The organism is Streptomyces sp. CNB091 (assembly GCF_000377965.1).
In genome coordinates this window covers 316,976-335,854 of the sequence record NZ_KB898996.1, presented here as the reverse complement: position 1 = coordinate 335,854, position 18,879 = coordinate 316,976, and the positions used below count along the sequence as shown (strand labels likewise).

Annotated in this window: 15 protein-coding genes; 7 read left to right on the top strand and 8 right to left on the bottom strand. The window is 74.3% G+C overall.

Features of this window, described 5'->3' with window-relative positions; all coding sequences use genetic code 11:
* Positions 1-108: 108 nt before the first annotated feature.
* Positions 109-1,620 carry an FUSC family protein gene (locus tag D581_RS0115085; protein WP_018958051.1) on the bottom strand — a complete coding sequence of 504 codons (1,512 nt, stop codon included), beginning with the start codon at positions 1,618-1,620 and terminating at the stop codon, positions 109-111.
* Positions 1,621-1,930: 310 nt separating this feature from the next.
* On the opposite strand from D581_RS0115085, the gene D581_RS0115080 reads away from it, so the two are divergent.
* From D581_RS0115080 to D581_RS0115065, 4 genes are all read left to right on the top strand, one after another.
* On the top strand, positions 1,931-2,254 hold the full coding sequence (locus D581_RS0115080) for a hypothetical protein (RefSeq protein ID WP_018958050.1): 324 nt from the start codon (positions 1,931-1,933) through the stop codon (positions 2,252-2,254).
* 90 nt (positions 2,255-2,344) lie between these two features.
* Complete coding sequence (locus tag D581_RS0115075; RefSeq protein WP_018958049.1) at positions 2,345-2,854, top strand: Lrp/AsnC family transcriptional regulator; 510 nt, start codon at positions 2,345-2,347, stop codon at positions 2,852-2,854.
* A gap of 37 nt (positions 2,855-2,891) precedes the next feature.
* Positions 2,892-3,584 carry an HAD-IA family hydrolase gene (locus tag D581_RS0115070; protein ID WP_026290529.1) on the top strand — a complete coding sequence of 231 codons (693 nt, stop codon included), beginning with the start codon at positions 2,892-2,894 and terminating at the stop codon, positions 3,582-3,584.
* A 214-nt stretch (positions 3,585-3,798) separates the two neighbouring features.
* Complete coding sequence (locus D581_RS0115065; RefSeq protein ID WP_078625845.1) at positions 3,799-5,070, top strand: serine/threonine-protein kinase; 1,272 nt, start codon at positions 3,799-3,801, stop codon at positions 5,068-5,070.
* Between the two features lie 63 nt (positions 5,071-5,133).
* On the opposite strand, the gene D581_RS0115060 is transcribed toward D581_RS0115065, so the two are convergent.
* On the bottom strand, positions 5,134-6,117 hold the full coding sequence (locus tag D581_RS0115060) for an aldo/keto reductase (RefSeq protein WP_032752747.1): 984 nt from the start codon (positions 6,115-6,117) through the stop codon (positions 5,134-5,136).
* A gap of 311 nt (positions 6,118-6,428) precedes the next feature.
* Between D581_RS0115060 and D581_RS0115050 the strand changes: the two genes are divergently transcribed.
* The gene (locus D581_RS0115050) at positions 6,429-6,992 is read left to right on the top strand and encodes a DNA polymerase ligase N-terminal domain-containing protein (protein WP_018958044.1); all 564 of its coding nucleotides are present in this window, start codon (positions 6,429-6,431) and stop codon (positions 6,990-6,992) included.
* 31 nt (positions 6,993-7,023) lie between these two features.
* On the opposite strand, the gene D581_RS0115045 is transcribed toward D581_RS0115050, so the two are convergent.
* The 6 genes from D581_RS0115045 to D581_RS0115020 form a co-directional block, all read right to left on the bottom strand.
* The gene (locus tag D581_RS0115045) at positions 7,024-12,045 is read right to left on the bottom strand and encodes a HEAT repeat domain-containing protein (RefSeq protein ID WP_026290528.1); all 5,022 of its coding nucleotides are present in this window, start codon (positions 12,043-12,045) and stop codon (positions 7,024-7,026) included.
* A gap of 220 nt (positions 12,046-12,265) precedes the next feature.
* Positions 12,266-13,042: a uracil-DNA glycosylase gene (locus tag D581_RS0115040; protein ID WP_018958043.1), complete on the bottom strand. Its 777-nt coding sequence runs from the start codon at positions 13,040-13,042 to the stop codon at positions 12,266-12,268.
* A 9-nt stretch (positions 13,043-13,051) separates the two neighbouring features.
* Positions 13,052-14,089 (bottom strand): hemolysin family protein, encoded by a 1,038-nt coding sequence (locus D581_RS0115035; protein ID WP_018958042.1) that lies wholly within the window; start codon positions 14,087-14,089, stop codon positions 13,052-13,054.
* Complete coding sequence (locus D581_RS0115030) at positions 14,086-15,543, bottom strand: hemolysin family protein (RefSeq protein ID WP_018958041.1); 1,458 nt, start codon at positions 15,541-15,543, stop codon at positions 14,086-14,088. The genes D581_RS0115035 and D581_RS0115030 overlap by 4 nt, the downstream gene beginning before the upstream one ends.
* A 324-nt stretch (positions 15,544-15,867) precedes the next feature.
* The gene (locus D581_RS0115025) at positions 15,868-16,800 is read right to left on the bottom strand and encodes a M56 family metallopeptidase (RefSeq protein ID WP_018958040.1); all 933 of its coding nucleotides are present in this window, start codon (positions 16,798-16,800) and stop codon (positions 15,868-15,870) included.
* 2 nt (positions 16,801-16,802) lie between these two features.
* Positions 16,803-17,234, bottom strand: a complete 432-nt coding sequence (locus D581_RS0115020) for a BlaI/MecI/CopY family transcriptional regulator (protein WP_018958039.1) — start codon at positions 17,232-17,234, stop codon at positions 16,803-16,805.
* 257 nt (positions 17,235-17,491) lie between these two features.
* Here D581_RS0115020 and D581_RS0115015 point away from each other — a divergent pair, with 257 nt between their 5' ends.
* Both D581_RS0115015 and D581_RS0115010 read left to right on the top strand, forming a co-directional pair.
* The gene (locus D581_RS0115015; protein ID WP_018958038.1) at positions 17,492-18,067 is read left to right on the top strand and encodes a TerD family protein; all 576 of its coding nucleotides are present in this window, start codon (positions 17,492-17,494) and stop codon (positions 18,065-18,067) included.
* A 72-nt stretch (positions 18,068-18,139) separates the two neighbouring features.
* Positions 18,140-18,721: a TerD family protein gene (locus tag D581_RS0115010; protein ID WP_018958037.1), complete on the top strand. Its 582-nt coding sequence runs from the start codon at positions 18,140-18,142 to the stop codon at positions 18,719-18,721.
* Positions 18,722-18,879 lie beyond the last annotated feature (158 nt).

The following is an 18,879-nucleotide window of genomic DNA, read 5'->3' as shown; positions in this document are numbered from 1 at the left end:
CTTCACCGTCGCCGCGATCTTCACTGCCGACGGTAGCAGGCAGCCCTCTGCGGTCCAGACCAATGCGGCCGGAAGGACCCGGCCGGCGCCTGCCCGCGGCCCCGGTGGTCAGGCCGGTTCGGGCGCCACGGCCGGCGCCCGGCCGCCCCGGCCCTGGAGCGGTGCCGCCAGCGCGGCGAGTGCGCGCTCCAGGCCGTGCAGGTGGGCCAGGGCCGGGTCGGCGGCGGCCCCGGGCAGCTCGGGCGGGTGGAAGCCGCGGGAGCCTTCGGGCGCGGTCAGCGCCTCGACGGCCATCTCGACGCGGGAGCACGCGGCGGACAGCCGTGCGTCGTGCGAGGCGTCCGGGTCGGCGGCGATCGAGGCCAGGCCCCGGACCTCGGTCACGCAGTCGTCCAGCAGCGCGATCACCTGGCGGGCGCGCGCCTTGCGGGCCGACAGCGGGCTCAGGGGGTGCACCAGCGGCGCGAGCGAGAGCCGGACCCGGCCGAGCAGCACCTCCAGTTCGGCGACGCGGGGGCCTGGGTCGGCGACCGTCGAGCCGGCGAGCCGGTCGGCGGCCTCCGCCGTGCAGGCGTGGACGCACCGCAGGGCCTTCTGGATCCACGCGTCGGTGATGGCGTGGGTGGTGACGGGGAGGACCAGCAGCACGGCGAGGACCGCGCCGAGGGAGCCGACGGCGGTCTCCGCGACGCGCAGCCAGAGCAGGGCGGCGTCCAGGACTCCCAGCGCCCCGTAGAGCATGCCGGCCATCACCGTCACGAAGAACATCATCCAGCTGTACGAGACCGCCGCCGTGTAGAAGATGCCGAAGACGCTGACCGCGACGATGGCGGCGGTCGGGGCTCCCGCGCCGTCGAGCGGGATGGCCACGGCGAAGCCGGCGACGATCCCGATCACGGTGCCCAGGACCCGCCGGAATCCCCGTACGAGCGTCTCTCCGCGCGAGGTGGTGTTCACGAAGACCCACCAGGTGGCTCCCACGGCCCAGTACCACCGCTGGTCGGACAGGATCTGCCCCAGGCCCAGCGCGAAGGCCCCGCCCAGGGTGGCCTGGACGGCCTGCCGGGTGGTGATGCGCAGTGGGCCCGGCCCCTCCGGGGGAGCGGGAGCGGCCGCGACGGGCAGCCGCCGCTCATAGCACCACAGGCCGAAGCGCACGGCGGACGAGGCCCCCAGGGACAGCAGCACGGCGACGTACAGCTCGGGAAGCTGACCGGGCACGGTGTGCAGAAACTGGGCGGCGAACAGCATCATGAACGCGAAGACGCCCAGCGCGTGCCCGCGTGGCCCCCAGCGCCGGGCGTACACGCCCGCCCCCATCACGGCGAGGAAGATCAGGTCGCGGGCGACCGGCTGGTCGTGCAGCACGGCGGCGGCGGCGAGGACGGGCAGGCCGACGACGGGGAGCAGGACGGTGGTGACCGCCTGACCGCGCACCGTCGGGTCGGTCACGGTGAACAGGGCGAGCAGCGCCGCGAGGCCGCCCGTGATGGCCGCCACGAGCGAGTGCCCGGCGAGGCCGCACAGCGCGACCGCGAGGCTGATGCCGAGAACCCCACGGCCGGCGAAGCGCAGCCGCACCCGCCCCGGGTCCGGCGCCACGAACACCCTCTTCAGCACACTTCCGCCCCTTCCGCGTCTCCGCAGAACTCGCATGAAAAAGGCGCCGCGGAAGTCCGCAGCGCCATCGATGGATCCATTGCAGCATCTGTCGGGCTCTTGGATCAAACCGGGAGGATAACCATGTACCAATGGCCCAGCAGATCGCGTGAACGTTCGGCCACCGGCGTACCAACGGACCACCCGGGACGGGCGCCACCGCACGCGCGACGGACGGCCGCACCGGACGGCCTGGCTCCGGTTCGGGGGAAGCGGGGGATGAGTACGCGCACTCATCCCCCGGACGAGACGGGCGGCACACGATGCCGCCATGGACATGGACATGCGCGCGGACGGGGCCCGGAAGGAGCGCGAACCGCGGAGCGGAGGGGCGAACCTCCTGGTGTTCCTGGCTCTGCTGCCGCTCGACGCGCTCGTCGGCGGCTACGCCTGGCTCGTGGTCGGCATCGGCGGCTGGGCCGCCGCGCACAACGGTGCGGAAGCCGCCGTTCCGGCAACGGAGCTGTTGGTGAGCGGCGGCGTGCTGGCGGCTGTGGGGTCGGCGCTGTGCTGGGGACGGTACTGGGGCACCGCCGTGGCCCAGTACCTCCTGACGGCCGTACTGATGGCCTGGCTGCTGTCGTTCCACGGCTGAGGCGCTGTCGTACCGCCCCGGCGGCACGGGGCCCTCGCCCTGGGTACAGTCGGGGCCGCACCGGACGGCTCGGAAGGAGATCTGCGGATCATGGCGGTGGACGCTCTCGACACCCGGATCCTGCGCCTGCTGATCGAGCAGCCGCGTACCAGCGTCCGGGAGTACGCGCGCATCCTCGGCGTGGCCCGCGGCACGCTGCAGGCCCGGCTCGACCGGCTGGAGCGCGACGGGGTGATCACCGGCACCGGGCCGACGCTCTCCCCCGCCGCGCTCGGTCACCCCGTGCTCGCCTTCGTGCACCTGGAGGTCACGCAGGGGCATCTGGTCGAGGTGGGCGACGCCCTGGCGGCCGTGCCCGAGATCATCGAGGCGTTCTCGACGACGGGCGGGGGCGATCTGCTGACCCGCGTCGTCGCCCGCGACGCCGGGCATCTGGAGGACGTGATCCAACGGCTGATCCAGCTCCCGGGCGTCGTCAGGACCCGGACCGATGTGGCGCTCCGCGAGCGGGTGGCGCACCGGGTGCTGCCGCTGGTGGAATCCGTGGGGCGCGCGGCGGGCGACCGGCACCGGCCGGGTCCCGCACCCGGTCGGGGGTGACCGGGCCCACCACCGCGGCCTGCGGCATGCTGGGGCCATGACGTCCCGCCCCGCGACCGCGCCCCGCCCCCAGGTGATCTTCGATCTCGACGGAACGCTGGTGGACAGCGAGCCGAACTACTTCGAGGCGGGGCGCCGGCTGCTCGCCCGGTACGGGGTGCGGGACTTCGACTGGGAGGCCCACACCCGGTTCATCGGCATCGGCACCCGGGAGACGCTGACCGTCCTGCGCGCGGAGTACGGGATCGACGCCCCGGTCGAGGAGTTGCTCGCCGGGAAGAACGCCCTGTATCTGGAGCTGGCCGGGGCGTCGACGGAGGTCTTCCCACAGATGCGGGTCTTCGTGGAGCGCCTGCACGCGGCCGGGGTGCCGATGGCGGTGGCTTCCGGTTCGTCCCGGGCCGCGATCGGGGCGGTCCTAGCGGTGACCGGGCTCGACGCGTACATCCCGCTGTACGTCTCCGCCGAGGAGGTCGCGCACGGCAAGCCCGAGCCGGACGTGTTCCTGGAGACGGCCCGGCGGATGGGGGCGGAGCCGGCGGACTGCGTGGTGCTGGAGGACGCCCCTCCCGGAGCGGCGGCCGCGTACGCGGCGGGCATGCGGTGCTTCGCCGTCCCTTATGTGCCGGGGACGGCGTCCGACCCGGCGTTCGGGACCGCCGAACTGCTTTTCAGGGGCGGGCAGTCCGCGTTCACGGCCGATGCCGCGTACCGTCGGCTGCTCGACTGAACCGGGGCCCGGCGGGCGCTCCCGGCGCCGGGGCGGGCGCGGAGGAGTACCGGGCCGTCAGCAGAGCCCGGCGAAAGGCCCGTCGGGGCATCGGGACCCCGCCGGACCGATATCCTGATCATGTCGTTCGCCGCTCCGCCCCGGGCTCCGCCGGAGACCGGGAACCACGGGGCCCGGCAGCCGGAGCGGGCCGCCATTCGAGATAGGTGTACAGGTGCTGGTAGCTGGTCGGTACCGATTGGTATCCCCCATCGGTCGTGGCGGCATGGGCGAGGTGTGGCGCGCCACGGACGAGGTGCTGGGGCGTGCCGTGGCCGTGAAGCTGCTGCTGGGGGACCAGGCGGACGCCTCGTCGACCGCCCGCTTCCGGCTGGAGGCGCAGACCGCGGCCCGGTTGAGCCATCCGCACCTGGTGGCCGTGTTCGACTTCGGGGCCTGGGAGGACCGGTTCTTCCTCGTGATGGAGCTGGTCGAGGGGCAGAGCCTCGGGGACCTGCTGGCCGCCCAGGAGCGGGTCCATCCCGAACAGGTCGCCCTGATCGCGGGCCAGGCTGCCGCAGGGCTGGCCGCCGCGCACCGCCAGGGCATCGTCCACCGCGACATCAAGCCGGGCAACCTGATGCTGGACGCGGACGGTTCGGTGAAGATCGGCGACTTCGGGATCGCCCAGTTCGTCGACGACCCCTCGACCGCGCTGACGACGGCCGGCCATATCGTCGGCACGAGCCTCTACCTGGCCCCCGAGCGGGCGCTGGGACGTACCGCCGACTCCGCGTCCGACATGTACTCCCTGGGCTGCGTCGTCTATCAACTGCTGCTCGGACAGCCGCCGTTCCGCTCCGACACGGCGACCGCGACGCTGTACCAGCATGTCGACACCCCGCCGGTCCCGCTGCGGCAGCGGGGCGTGGAGATCTCCGCCGCCTTCGACTCGTATCTCCTCGGGCTGCTGGCCAAGCGGCCGGAGGAGCGGCCCACCGCGCAGCAGGTCTCCGACTGGTTCCGCACCGACGCCTGGCGCGGCCGGCCGGAGCCCCTCCCGCTGCAGACGCCCACGTCCCACCGGGCGACCGCCCCCATGGCCCCGAAGCCCTCCCCCGCCGGGCCGCCGGCGCCGGTCGGCCCGACGACGTACCGGCTTCCGGGGCCCACGGGGCGAAGACGGCAGGCGTCGGCCCGACCGGCTCCGGCCCGTCGTCGCAGTACCCGTGAGGCGATACGGCGTCGGCCCAGGGTGGCCAGCGTCATCGCGGGCACGGCGACGTTCCTGGCCGCCGTGTATCTCGGAATGATCCTTTTCTCCCCGGACTCCAGCTCGGCCGGAACGCCGGATCAGAGTCCGTCCTCGGGCCCCTCGCAGGACGTCGGCGACGGCAGCGGGCAGCAGCAGGACCAACAAGGCGGGCAGAACCCGCAGGAACAGCAGGACCAGCACGACCAGCAGGACGGTGGCCGGCAGGGCGGGGACGACGAGCAGGACGACTGAGTCCCGCCCGCTCCCGCTCCCCCTCACCCGCCGGGGCCTCGATCGTTCCGGCCCCGCCCGCCGTCACCAGCGGTCGTGGACCTCCGCGCGGATCGACCGGTCGTACAGGTCCCGCACCGCGTCCAGCGTGGACTGCGGCAGCGGCGGCAGGGCGGCGGCCGCCGCGTTGGCGCGGGCCTGTTCCACCGAGCGTGCGCCGGGGATCACGCTGGTCACGCCCGGCTGCTGGATGATCCATCGCAGCGCGGTCTGCGCGGGGGTGGCGCCCTCTGGGGCCAGTGCGGCGAACTCGGCGGCCGCGGCGACGCCCGTCGCGTAGTCGATGCCGGAGAACGTCTCGCCCCGGTCGAACGCTTCGCCGTGCCGGTTGTACGTACGGTGGTCCTCGGGGCCGAAGACCGTGTCCTGGGTGTACGTGCCGGAGAGCAGGCCGGAGGCGAGCGGAACCCGGGCGATGATGCCGACGCCCGCCGCTGCCGCCGCCGGGAGCACCTCGTCCAGCGGCTTGAGGCGGAACGGGTTGAGGATGATCTGCACGCTCGCGACGCCGGGGCGCGCGATGGCGGTCAGCGCCTCGGCGCAGGTCTCGACGCTCACGGCGTAGGCGGCGATCCGCTGCTCGGCGACCAGGGTGTCCAGGGCGTCGTAGACGGCGTCGGAGGAGTAGACGCCGCTGGGCGGGCAGTGCAGTTGTACGAGGTCGAGCGTGTCGGTCCCGAGGTTCGCGCGGGAACGGTCGTTCCAGGTACGGAAGTTGTCCAGGACGTAGTTCTCCGCGACCTGGTCGGCGCGGCGGCCCATCTTGGTGGCGACGAGGACGTCGGCGTCGGGGCGGTTCTTGAGGTAGCGGCCGATGAGCTGTTCGCTGCGGCCGTCCCCGTACACGTCAGCGGTGTCGAAGAAGGTGACGCCGGATGAGACGGCCGCGTCGAGGACTCCGAACGCGTCCTCCTCCGCGACCTCGCCCCAGTCGCCCCCTAGCTGCCAGGTGCCCTGTCCGACGACCGAGACGTCACGGCCGGTCCTGCCGAGTGTGCGCTGTTCCATGAGGATCACACTATTCCGCTCTTGGGCCGGGGGTGGACGGCGGCAGGAGCACCTCTGCCGCCGTCCACGTTTCGGGGCCACCCCGGGGCGGGCCGGTGATCAGTCGCCGCTCGTCACGCGGACCACATCGATCTCGCCGCTGTTCGGCCGGCCGACGTCGCCGAAGCCGTCGCCCAGCACCCAGCACGCGGCCATGCACCATGGACATATGCACCTGGAGGCGGTCGGCTCATCGTGCGATGCGTCCCGGGCAGCCGCAGAGTGGAAGCACGGACCGGCGAGACGGGCCGGGGTCGAGAAGGGAGCACGACGTGGAGAACGACGGCACACCGCGGCCCCACTTCGTCGTGCAGATCCATGACGCGCGACGCCTGCACTTCGATTTCCGGCTGGAGGTCGACGGCGTACTGAAGTCCTGGGCGGTGCCGCGCGGGCCGTCGGAGAACCCCAGCGACCGCCGGCTCGCCGTGCCGACGGAGGATCACGCCTTGGAATACCGCGAGTTCGAAGGGGTGATCCCCCACGGCGAGTCCGGCAGCGGCACGGTCATCGTCTGGGACCAGGGCACCTACCGGCCGCTCGGGCACGACGGACAGGGCGACTCCGTCCCCTTCTCCGAGTCCCTGGCGCTCGGCCATGCGACGTTCTGGCTGTACGGGGCGAAGCTGCACGGCGAGTTCGCGCTGACCCGTATCCAGAAGGGCGACGAGCCGGGCGGCGGCGGCCACGAGGCGTGGCTGCTGATCAAGGCGAACGACCGCCTCGCCGTTCGCGGCAGGACCGGTTCCCCCGACCCGTACCACGCCAGGTCCGCCCGTACGGGGCGGACGCTGCACCAGGTCGCCGCGGCGGCGTCCCGGGGGCCCGGAGGCTGACCGCACGCCCCGGGTGACGCCGGGCGCCCCGTCAGGCCCCCGCGCCGGAGATCTCGGCGAGCACGTCCGTGTAGAGCGGCCGCCGGTCGGGCCGGGCGTGGGCTGCGGTCCGGCGCAGGACCGGGACCGCCGCGTCGCCGAAGCCGACGAGCGCGTCCCGGGCCGCTCTCCGGACCCCCGGCCTCGTGTGGTCGAGGAGCCGGACGAGGTCGGGCAGCGCGGGCTCCCAGCCGGCGCGGCCGAGCGTCCGCGCCGCCATGCGCACCACGTCGGGCAAGGGGTCGGACAGCAGGAGCGCGGTGAGCCGGGCATGGGTGTCCGGGTCGAACAGGGCGCGCGAGGTCCGGTGTGCGTGCAGGCGCACCCCGGCGCGCGGGTGGTTCAGCAGCTCCTCGACCAGCGCACGCAGTTCCGGGTCCGGACCGGCTCCGGGCGCGGGTGCGCTCTCCTCGGCGAGGCGGGTGAGGGCCTGGCGGGTCTGCTCGGGCGTTCCCGTGCGGGCGAGGTCGAGCAGTTCCGGCAGCGACGGACGGACGGCCGGGGCGGCCGTCGGGCTCCGGAACGGGGTGCGCAGGGCGTCGAGCGCGGCGGCGTCCTCGTCTTCGGCCCCGGGTGTGCGCAAGGGGCCGCCGACGAGGACGAGCGCGTCGGCCAGGTCATCGCGGCCCTCGGTACGCAGCCGGCGCTCGGCCCTGGTCAGCAGGGGAGTCCGGAGCACCCGCAGCCCGGTCAGCAGGTCGAGCAGCCCGAGGTCGCCCGCCTCGACGCGCGGGGCCAGGTGGTGGGCGAGGACGTCCGCGGGAACGTTGCGCAGCGTGGTGCGGGCCGCCTCGTGCACGGCGGGCGAACCGTGTTCCCACCACCCGACGATCAGCGGGACGAGCGGGGGCAGATCGTCCTCGGGCAGCCCCGCCGCCCAGCGCAGCGCCCGCTCGGGCAGCACCCCTCGGGAGGTCAGTTCCACGACGGCGGGGTGCCGGACGCCACCCTCTCCGGGGTGGGCGTCGGGGTGGGTGTCGGGGTGGGCCCCGGCGTGGGTGTCGGGGTGGGCCCCGGCGTGGGCGTCGGGGTGGGCCCCGGCGTGGCCCTCCGGGCGCGCGAGGAGATCCAGGGCTGCGGTGTCGGGGAGCACGTCGACCCGGCCGCGCAGATAGGCCCGCAGCACGGCGCGCGCCACCCCCGGCTCCGGTCGGTCGAGCAGGGCCCGCGCGGCGGCGGTCCGGCGCTCCGGCCTCTTCGCGTCCAGCATGGCCAGCAGCCGGGTCCGCTGGGCGGCCGACCGGGGCTGGTTGAGATCGTCCGCCCGCACCGGGCGCGACGAGGCGCCGGAGGCCGTGCGCGCCGCCCCGGTCTCGGCGATGGTCCATTCGGGTGCGTCGATCGGCTGGAGCTCGGTCATCCAGTCGACGAGCCGCCCGCGCACATCGGGCGCGGCCTTCGGGTACGCATCGACGAGCGCGGAGAGCAGTTCTCGGGACCCGGTCGCGGCAGGAGCACGCCCGACACTGTCCGCACCGGCGGCACTCCGGGGCCGGACACCGGCGGCACTCCGGGGCTGGACACCGGCGGAGACATCGCGTCCCCGGAACTCCGCCAGTGCTTCGGGCGTCCGTACCGACTCGGCCAACTCGGCGCGCCAGGAAGCTGATTCATCGGCGTACGCCGGTTCGTCCGGTACGCCGAACGCCTCCCGGAGCACGGCGGGCGCGGCGCTCCAGGGGTCGGCGCCGAGGTGGGCGGTGTCCAGGGCCCGGTCGAGATCGGCGCGGACGAGCACCGCGCCCAGCTGTCGGAGCAGCGTGAGGGCGGAGGCGGCGGTTCCGGGCCGGGGCAGGCTGTCCGGCCCGGCGGGCGGCAGGGCGCGAAGTCCTTCGACGACGGTGAAACGCCGGCCGGCGGACAGGTGCGGTGCGACGGCGTTCAGGACCTCGATCAGGTCGATCAGCTCCCCGGCCGACCAGGCCTCCGGCCTCGCGGCTGCGTCCCGGGGAGACCCGTCCGCCGCTCCCCCGCCGGCGGCGGCGTCGAACGCGTCGGTCACCGTATCGGCGTGCCGGGCGAGCACCGTCACCTCGTCGGCGGACCACGGCCCCGGGCACAGGCGCAGGGCGCACCGCAGGAGGCGGCCGCGGAGCCCGGCCTCGACGGTGCTGCCAGCCAGGCCGAGCCAGTGGCCCAACAGGGCGCGAGCCGCCGGGCGTTCGTGGGCGGCAACGGTCTCCGGGGGCGTGGGCCGCCGGGCGACGCTCAGGGCGGTCGCCGGGTCCCAGCCGGAGCGCAGCAGAGCCGCCACCTCGGGGGCGGCCCCCTCCGGGCGCCCGCCCGGGGCGGCCGGCGGCGTCGGCACACCGTGCCGGGCCAGTGGCTCCGCCAGGTCCTGGACGGAACCGGCGGCGAGCCGCACCCCGCCGTCGGCGACGAGCGCCAGCAGGGCGGGGACGACCGGCGATCCCCCCACGTCGAGGGCGAGCACGGCGCGGGCGGTCACCTCGTGGTCGAGGGCGCGGAGCAGGAGGCGGCGGGTGCGCTCGTCGCGAGCCGCTTCGGCGGCGGCGAGGAGGGTCGCGGCGTGGGCGTGGCCCACGACGGCGCGCAGCGCCCGTGTCAGCGCGGACCGCAGCCCCGGGTTGTCGTCGCGGCCGAGCGCCCGCAGGAGATGGGGGACGGCGGCCGGCGCGCCCGCTTCGATGAGGGTGGCCGCCGCGGTCTTCCTGATGTTCATGTTCGGGTGGTGGAGACAGCCGGCGACCGCCTCGGCCGCCCAGCGGGCCCGTGCCGCGCCCAGCGCCGACAGGGCCGCGCGCACGGTGCGGATGTCCGGGTCGCGGGTGAGCGGGACGAGGGTCGCGGACAGGGCCCGCGCGTCCTCGCCCGAGGCGTCGTGGGCCAGCAGGGCGATGACGTGCTTGCGCACGTGCGGGTCGCGGTCGCGCAGCAGACGGTGCACCCGGGCCCGGGTGGACGGGGTCGCGGGGACCTGGAGCAACGCCTTGAGCAGCACCGCCCGTTCGCCGCCGGTGAGCCCCGGCCGCTCCAGCAGGCCCAGCACCGTGGCGGTGAGGAACGCGTGACCCGCTCCGGTGTCGTCCGGTGCGTCGAGCAGACAGACGGGCCTGATCCGCCGCCGCCTCCGCAACCGGCGCCCGTGGGCGCGCATCGCCTCCAACACCTCGGGCGGCAGCTCCGGTTCGCCGCCCGGGCGGGCCGGCCCCGGAGGTGCGAAGCCGGGGCCCGGGACGTCCGTCCCCGGGCCGAGCCGGCCGGCGGCGAGGTCGCGCACGATGCGCAGGAGCAGGTCGGCCAGGGGGACACCCTCCGGGGGCGCGGTTCCCGTACCGGCGTGTGCCGCGATCCGACAGAAGGCCCCCACGGGGTCGTCCACGTCCACACGGGCGCGCAGGACGGCCAGTTCCCGCTCGTCGGGGGCTCCGAGGTCGGCCTCGACTGCGCGCGGGAGGTCCTGGGGGGCGAGCCGGGCGAGCAGCTCCTGCCGCTGCCCGGGTCGGCGGGTGAGGTGCCATAGGAGTGCCAGCGCCCGGTCGCGTACGGGGCGCAGTTCGGGTGCGACCGGGAGGCGTGGTGGGCCGTCGGCGGCCGTGGGCGGCCCGTCCGCCGGGCCGCCGATGCCGAACGCGCGGGCAAGCACCGATCGCGTACGGTCCCCGCCGATGGCCTCCAGGGCGTCCAGGGCGGCGGACGGGGCCGTGGGAAGCAGGGCCAGCACCGCTTCCTCGGCGGCCGCCGGTCGCAGGACGCGGATCGCGGCGAGGAACGGGCGCGGGGCGTCGGCCGCCGGGAGGAGTCGGGTGACGGCCTCGCCGATGGGGACGTCCGCGGCCCCCTGCCGCGACAGGGCAACGAGCAGCTCCAGGCGGCGCGGCCAGTCCGGGGCGGTGGGCGGGGCGTCGGTGAGGGCGTCGAACAGCGGGCGACGGGAGGTGTAGAGGACCGTGGCGAGGTCCTCCGCCGGAAGCGTGTGGTCGGCCAGGGCCAGGGAGAGGAGCGGGCCGACGTGCGGGCCCGCCGGGAAGTGGCCGCGCCGGTGCAGTGCCCGCAGACAGGTCAGCACGGGCCCGGCGAGCAGGAGGGGGTCCGTCGCGGCCAGGGCCACCAGGCGGCCGATGTCGGCGCGTTCCGCCCGTTCGCCCAGGAGTTCCACGGCCTGCCCGCGCAGGGCCGGAGCCTCGGCCGGATCCTCCGCCGTGCTCCACAGCACCGTGGGGTGGCCGTGCCGGGCCGCGGCGAGGAGAGCGGCGGCCGCGAGCGCGGCCGACGCCCCGTCACGGTCCGCGGACCGGCCGTCCAGGGCCCTCGCCCAGCGAGCCAGCGGTTGTGCGTCCACGGGGGTGACCGCCGCCCAGGGCTCGGCGAGTTCGCGCAGCACATCGGTCACGACGCAGGGGTCGGGCGAGTCGAGCAGCCGCACCAGCATGCCGCGTACGAACGCCGGTGCGAGCAGCCCGGCGTACAGCCCGTCGCGGGCCAGCCGCAGCGCCTCGGTCCCCAGGACCGGGTCCCCGGTGACGACGAGTTCGGCCACGAGCAGGTCGGGGCGGCGCGCCCCGGCGGCGTCGCCCTCCCGCACGGCCCGGTAGAGGAGCTCGCCCTTCGGTTCCGTGCGGAGGACGGTCGGATCGCCGAGGATCTCCGCCCGCAGCCAGGCGATCCGTACCCGGGCGGGCAGTGCGGCAGCACGCCAGTCGGGCAGCCGGGGCCGTGGCTTCCGCGCCGCGAGCCGGGTGTGGATCCCCGCGAGCAGGAGGGACTCCTCGGGCGACGCCCCGGGGGAATCCGGCAACAGGCGGGCCACCGGGGCAAGATGACCTGCTCCGGCCGCGTTCTCTCCCCCGCCCCCGGAGCCCGGGGTGCCCGGGATGTCCGCACGTTCGGTGAGGAGGGTGAGGCCGAGGTGCCGTATCCGGGGCGCGGGGTGCCGGACCATCCGGCCGAGCAGCTCCGGCGGGCAGGTGCGGGCGTCGAGGCGCCGGGCGAGGAGAGCGGCGTCGGCGCGGTCGAGGGCGTCGATGATCGTTCCGTCCGGCGCAGTGTTCACCGACGGAGCGTAGACGGCCGGGTCACCCGGCCGCCCGAGGTTTTCCGACGCCTGGTTCCGCGTCGGCCCGTCCTGATCGATGACGTTGTCCTGGGCCGCCGCCCCGGCAGGAGCAACGGCCCGTTGGACGAAGGGGTCGTGATGCGCGAACTGCCACCGGACCCGACGACGACGGACGCCCGGGCTGCCTCAGGTGGCGATCCCAGCGACAGTCACTGTCTCAGGTCGCCATCCCAGCGACAGTGGCCGCCTCCCGGAGCACGTCGACCAGCATGGGCATGGTCAGCCGGCCCGTGAAGGTGTTGCGCTGGCTGGGGTGGTAGCTGCCCAGCAGGTGCAACTCCTGTCGACGCCCGGTGGCGGGCAGCACGACGCGGGCGCCATGACCGAAGACGGGGCGCGGACGCGGAACCTCCCACCCCGCCTCCGCGAGGGCCGGAAGCAGCGCCTGCCAGCCGAAGCCGCCGAGGACGACCACCGCGGTCAGCCCCGGACTCAGCAGGTCCAGCTCCGCCGCGAGCCAGGGACGGCAGGTGTCGCGTTCTTCGGGCGTCGGCCGGTTCTCCGGAGGCGCGCAGTGCACGGGCGAGGTCAGCCGCACGCCACGCAGACGGAGCCCGTCCTCGGCGTGGACCGAGGACGGCTGCGAGGCGAGGCCCACCGTGTGCAGCGCGGAGAAGAGGAAGTCCCCGGTCGCGTCACCGGTGAACATCCGCCCGGTCCTGTTGCCGCCATGGGCCGCGGGCGCCAGCCCCACCACCGCCACCTTGGCATCCGCCGGGCCGAAGCCCGGCACCGGTCGCGCCCAGTAGTCCTGGTCCCGGAAGGCGGCGCGTTTGACCCCGCCGACCTCCTCCCGCCAGGCCACGAGCCGCGGACAGGCCCGGCAGTGGGGAACGAGGACGTCCAGCTCGGCGAGCCCGGTGCACGAGGGCGCGTGCCGCGCCGGGAATCCCCGGTCGTCGGCCGCCGCCACCGGGTCCGCCGCCTCGTCCATGCCTCCAAGCTACTTCCCGGCCCGCCCCGGTGCCGTCGGGGGATGCAGCAGCCGGGCGAGCAGGTCGTCCAGGCTCACCAGCCCGGTGAGCCGGCCCGCCCCGTCGCGTACGACGGCGATCGTGGCCCGCCGCTCGCGCAACTGCTCCACCGCGTGTGCCGCGGTCGCGTCCGGGGCCAGCTCCGGTACGGGACGGGCCAGGTCGCGGGCGAGGACGTCCCGGCCTCCGGCGCGGGCCACGAGGGCGTCCCGGGCGTGCACCGATCCGAGGATCTCCTCCCCGTCGCGTACCAGCAGGCGGGTGCGGTCGGCCTCGGCGGCGGTGGCCAGGATCCGGTCGAGCCCGGCGTCCGCCGGAACCGTCGCGATCCGCTCCACGGGGGTCCGGAGCGCGGAGACCGGGGTCCCCGGCTCGGTCAGGGACCTGGTCATCAGTCCGGAGTCGCCCTTGCTGATCAGCCCGAGGCGCTCGGACTCCTCGATCAGATGGGTGAGCTGGTCGCGGTTGTGCACCGAGGCGAGTTCGTCGCGCGGGGTGACCCGGCACAGCCGCACGAGGGCGTTGCTGATCGCGTTCAGCAGCCGGATCAGCGGGCGTACGGCGCCCACGACGGCGCGGAAGGCGGGGCTCAGCAGCATCGCGGAGCGCTCCGGGTGGGCGATGGCCCAGGATTTCGGGGCCATTTCGCCGACCACCATGTGCAGGAAGACGACGACGGTCATCGCCAGCGCGAAGGCGACGCCGTAGCTGAGGGCCGCGGGCAGTCCGAGCCGCTCCAGCAGCGGGTCCAGCTCGTGGGAGATCGCGGGCTTGGACACGGAGCCCAGGCCCAGGGTGCAGATGGTGATGCCGAGCTGGGCTCCCGCGAGCATCAGCGACAGCTCGCGCATCCCGTCGAGCGCGGCCTTGGCCCCGCGCTGCCCCCGGGCGGCGGCCTGTTCCATGCGGTGCCGCTTGGAGGCGACCAGGGCGAATTCGGCGGCGACGAAGAATCCGCTGCCGATCAGGAGGAGGACCGTCACGAAGAGAGCCATGGGGAAGCTCATGCCTGCGGCTCCTGTTCGGTGGGTCCTGTGGGTCCTGTGGGTCCTGTGAGTCCTGTGGGTCCTGTGGGTCCTGTGGGTCCTGTGAGTCCTGTGGGTCCTGTGGGTCCTGTGAGTCCTGTGGGTTCCACGCGTTCGACACGTTCGGAGGGGTCGGTGGGGTCGGTGGGTTCAATGCGGACGTACTCGGCGACGTGCCGGTCGAGGGTGCGCACCTCGATCAGGACCGCGCCGGCGGTGAGCCGGTCGCCCACGGTGGGAAAGCGTCCGAGCCGGTCGATGATCAGCCCGGCCAGAGTGTCGTAGTCCTCGCTCTCCTGGGGCAGTGCGACGCCGGTGGCCTCCTCGATCTCGTCGAGGCGGCGGCCCGCGTCCACGATCCAGCCGGAGCCGTCGGCTACCGCGAGTTCGACGACGGTGTCGGACTCGTCGGCGATGTCCCCGACGAGCTCCTCGGCGATGTCCTCGTACGTGACGATCCCGGCCAGGCCCCCGTGCTCGTCGAGGACGACGGCGAACTCGTCGTCGCGCTCGCGCATCTGCGCGACCGCCGCCGGGAGCCTGAGGAGCTCCGGCAGCAGGAGGGGACGGCGGGCCAGGGCGCCGACGGTGGTGCGCCCGACATCGGCCGCGGGCAGCCGCATCAGCTCCCGCACGCCGAGGACGCCGGCGGGGTCGTCCGGGTGGTCGCCGAGCACCGGGTAGTTGGAGTGCCCGTGCCGGGCGATCAGCTCGACCGCCTCGGCCGCGAGGGCGTCCCGGCGGACGAACGCCACGTCGGCGCGCGGGATCATCACCTCGCCCAGGTTCCGCTCGGAGAACTCCAGCGCGTGGTCCATGAGCTCGGCCGTGGCGGCCGGGAGCTCGCCCTGTTCGCGGGATTCACCGATGAGGTGACCCAGCTCCTCCAGGGTCGCGCCGTGGTGGAGCTCCTCGACCGGTTCGATGCCGATGCGGCGCAGCAGCCGGTTGGCGACGCCGTCGAAGACGTGGACCACGGGGCCGACGATCCGCAGGTAGATCAGGGTGGAGGACGCGAGGGACTTCGCCATGCTCTCGGGCACGGCCAGGGCGAGGTTCTTGGGGGCGAGTTCGCCGAGGACCATCTGGATGACGGTCGCCACCACGAACGACAGCGCCACGGAGATGCCCGAGACGAGGCCGTCGGAGAGGCCGGTGCCGCTCAGGGCGGGCCGCAGGAGGGCGGAGACGGACGGTTCCGCGAGGAAGCCGACGACGAGTCCCGTGACGGTGATGCCGAGCTGCGCGCCGGAGAGCATGAAGGAGAGCCGCTCCAGCACCTTCACGGCGCGGGCGGCCCTCTTGTCCCCGGCGGCGGCCTCCCGTCCGAGGGTCAGCCGGTCCGCGGAGACGTACGCGAACTCCTGGGCCACGAAGTAGCCGGTCCCGGCGGTGAGGACGAACACGGCCAGCAGACCGAGCAGGGCGGAGGTCATCGGTCACCCGCCCCTCGCGGGAGGCGGCGGGCGGCCCTGCCCGGGGCCGCGGGTCGGTGACTGTGGGGGTCGGGCCCTGAGCGGCCCGGACTGGCGGACAACGCGTGGCTCCTGTCCGGCTGGGTTCTCCAGCCATGGGTTCGAGTGGGACGCACTCCGGCGGGAGGTGAGCACCCGGGCATGATTCTGCACGCCGGGCGGGCGAGGAACCGCCGTCGACGGGGCCCGCGTTCCGCGGCTGATGAACTCTACATCCCTGTAGCGACAGACATCGGGCCGATCTTCGCGATTCCGGGCCGGGCGCCCGCCCGAGGGACGCCCGGGCTACAGCGGTGTCGCCGCCTCCAGGACGAGGAACAGTGCGACGGCCGCGTTCAGCGCGGACAGCGCGGAGACGGTCGTCCCGGCCGCGGCGACGAGCGCGGCGACACCCGCCGGGGTGAGGGCGGGGGGCCAGCCCCGGTCCGGCGGTACCGGGCCCAGGAGCGCCGCCACCCGTCGCGGTACGGGCCCCGCCGCGGCGAAGGCGGCGAAGGCCGCGCCGCCGGGCACCGGGCGGGAGACGAGCGCCGCCTTGCCGACCGCGCGTGCGGTCAGCCGGCGGTCGCCGGTGACCCGGGCGGCTTCCTCGTCCGCCCAGCGCTCCGTGCTGTAGACGAGGGCGCCGAGCAGCGGCCACAGCAGCGGATTGACGCAGCCGGCCAGCCGGGTCGCGAGCAGCAACCGGTGATGACGTCCCGCCAGATGGGCGCGTTCATGGGCGAACAGCGCCCGGTGCTCGGCCGGTTCGAGGGAGGCGAGCAGCGCCGTGGAGACCATCACCCGCCCCGGGGAGCCGGGGAGCGCGTAGGCGTACGGGACGTCGTCGGGCAGCACGGCGACGTCGCCGCCCGGCAGGCCCGCGAGCGTCCGGTGGGCCCGCGCCCGGAAGCGGTAGTGGCGGTGGACGGTGACCGCGCAGGCCGCCGTCACGACGACTAGCGCGAGGATGGACGCCTTGCCCGCGAACGCGTCGTGCGGCACGGCCTCGCGGACCTCGGCGTCGGACCAGCCGTCGGGCAGCGGGTTGCCGGGCAGCTGGGCCGTGCCCACCACCACCAGCAGTCCCAGACACACCAGGGAGCAGGAGGCGAGGATCACGGCGACAGTCGTCAGCAGCCGGGCGGCCCTGCGGGGGTGCAGGTGCTGTTCGGCCAGGCGCGCGATCGGCAACGCGGTCAGGGGCAGCACGAGAGGCAGGTAGACGAAGACGCCCATCGTCAGCGCTCCGGCCGGTCCGGGGGCGTTCCGGTGTCGTCGGGACCGCTCTCGGCGAGCAGGGCCCGCAGCAGGTCCTCGTCGTGCGAGGAGAGGACGGAGACGAAGCTGGAGAGCACCGCGTCCCGGTCGCTCTGCTTGTCGAGGAGCCGGCGCATCCGCAGGGCGGCGAGCCCCGCCTCGTTCGCCACGGGCTCCCACAGGACGGGGCGGCCCCGTCCGGTGCGCGTGACCGCCTGCTTGGCGTGCAGACGCGTCAGGATCGTGATGACGGTGCTGTACGACAGGCCCGCGCCGAGCCGTTCCAGCACCCAGGCGGCGGTCACCGGCTCGCTCGCCCCGCCCAGCACCGACAGCACCTGGGCCTCCAGCTCGCCCTGGCCACGCCTGCGGGCGGGCGATTCCCGCTCGCCACCGGCTCCTTCGGCGTCCACGGCCCGACTCCTCTCTCCGTCCGTCCGCCCGGCTTCTCCGTTCGGCCGCCCTGCTGTGGCGTCTCGCCGGCCGGGCGTCGGGAAATCGTATCCAGCCGGCGGAGGCACCGGCGACCGGCCGGGGCGGACCGAACACTGCCTGGCGCCGGAAATCTACAGTGCTGTAGATTTTTCTCGTCGTCGCAGAGTGTCCGCGCCGTCACCCGTGGCGTGGCCGCCACCACGTGAACACCCGTCACCGCACAAGGGAGAACATCATGGGCGTGAGCCTCGCCAAGGGCGGAAACGTCTCGCTGAGCAAGGAGGCCCCGGGGCTGACCGCGATCCTCGTCGGTCTCGGCTGGGACGTCCGCACGACCACCGGCGCCGACTACGACCTGGACGCGAGCGCGCTGCTCTGCGACGAGGCGGGCAAGGTGCTGTCCAACGAGCACTTCGTCTTCTACAACAACCTCAGGAGCCCCGACGGGTCGGTCGAGCACACCGGCGACAACCTCACCGGTGAGGGCGAGGGCGATGACGAGATCGTCAAGGTCGACCTCGCCTCGGTGCCCGCGACCGTCGCGAAGATCGTGTTCCCGGTCTCGATCCACGACGCGGCGAGCCGGGGGCAGAGCTTCGGCCAGGTGCGCAACGCGTACATCCGGGTGGTGAACCAGGCGGGCGGCGCGGAGATCGCCCGCTACGACCTGAGCGAGGACGCCTCCACCGAGACCGCGATGGTCTTCGGCGAGCTGTACCGGCACGGCGCCGAGTGGAAGTTCCGCGCGGTCGGGCAGGGTTACGCCTCCGGCCTCAGCGGCATCGTCGCCGACTTCGGCGTCAGCCTCTGAGCCGTCGGGATCCCTGAGGCGCACGCCCCCTACCGTAGTCACTCCAGTCCCCCAGTCACCGAAGGCGGAACGATGACGATCAACCTCACCAAGGGCCAGCAGGTCAGCCTCACCAAGTCCGGCGGCGGCGAGCTCGGTGTCGTACGGATGGGGCTGGGCTGGAAGTCCGCTCCCCGTAAGGGATTTCTGGCGCGGCTGACCGCCCGCGAGATCGACCTGGACGCCTCGGCGGTGCTCTTCGCGGGCCAGGCCCCGCAGGACGTGGTCTTCTTCCAGCACCTGACCAGTGACGACGGTTCGGTCCAGCACACCGGGGACAACCGGGTCGGCGGGGCGGGCCAGGGCGGGGACGACGAGTCCATCGTCGTCGACCTGCGGCGCGTGCCGGTCCATGTGGACCAGATCGTCTTCACGGTGAACTCCTTCACCGGTCAGACCTTCGAGGAGGTCGAGGCGGCCTTCTGCCGTCTGGTCGACGAGAGCAACGGCCAGGAGCTGGCCCGGTACACCCTGACCGGCGGCGGGCGGCACACCGCCCAGATCATGGCCAAGGTCCAGCGGTCCGGCTCGGGCTGGCAGATGACCGCGATCGGTGCGCCGGCGGACGGGCGGACCTTCCAGGACCTCATGCCCGCGGTCGTGCAGCACCTCTAGCCACTCCGGAACCACCCTTCCGGAACACCCTTCCAGCACGCTTCGAACGCCTCACCGGACAGCCGCGGAGGTGCGCACGCGGCACGTGCGCGCCCCCGCGGTGCGGTGGGCGGAACATCCATCACACAGGTGTCGGCACACCTGTGCCGACCGAGGGA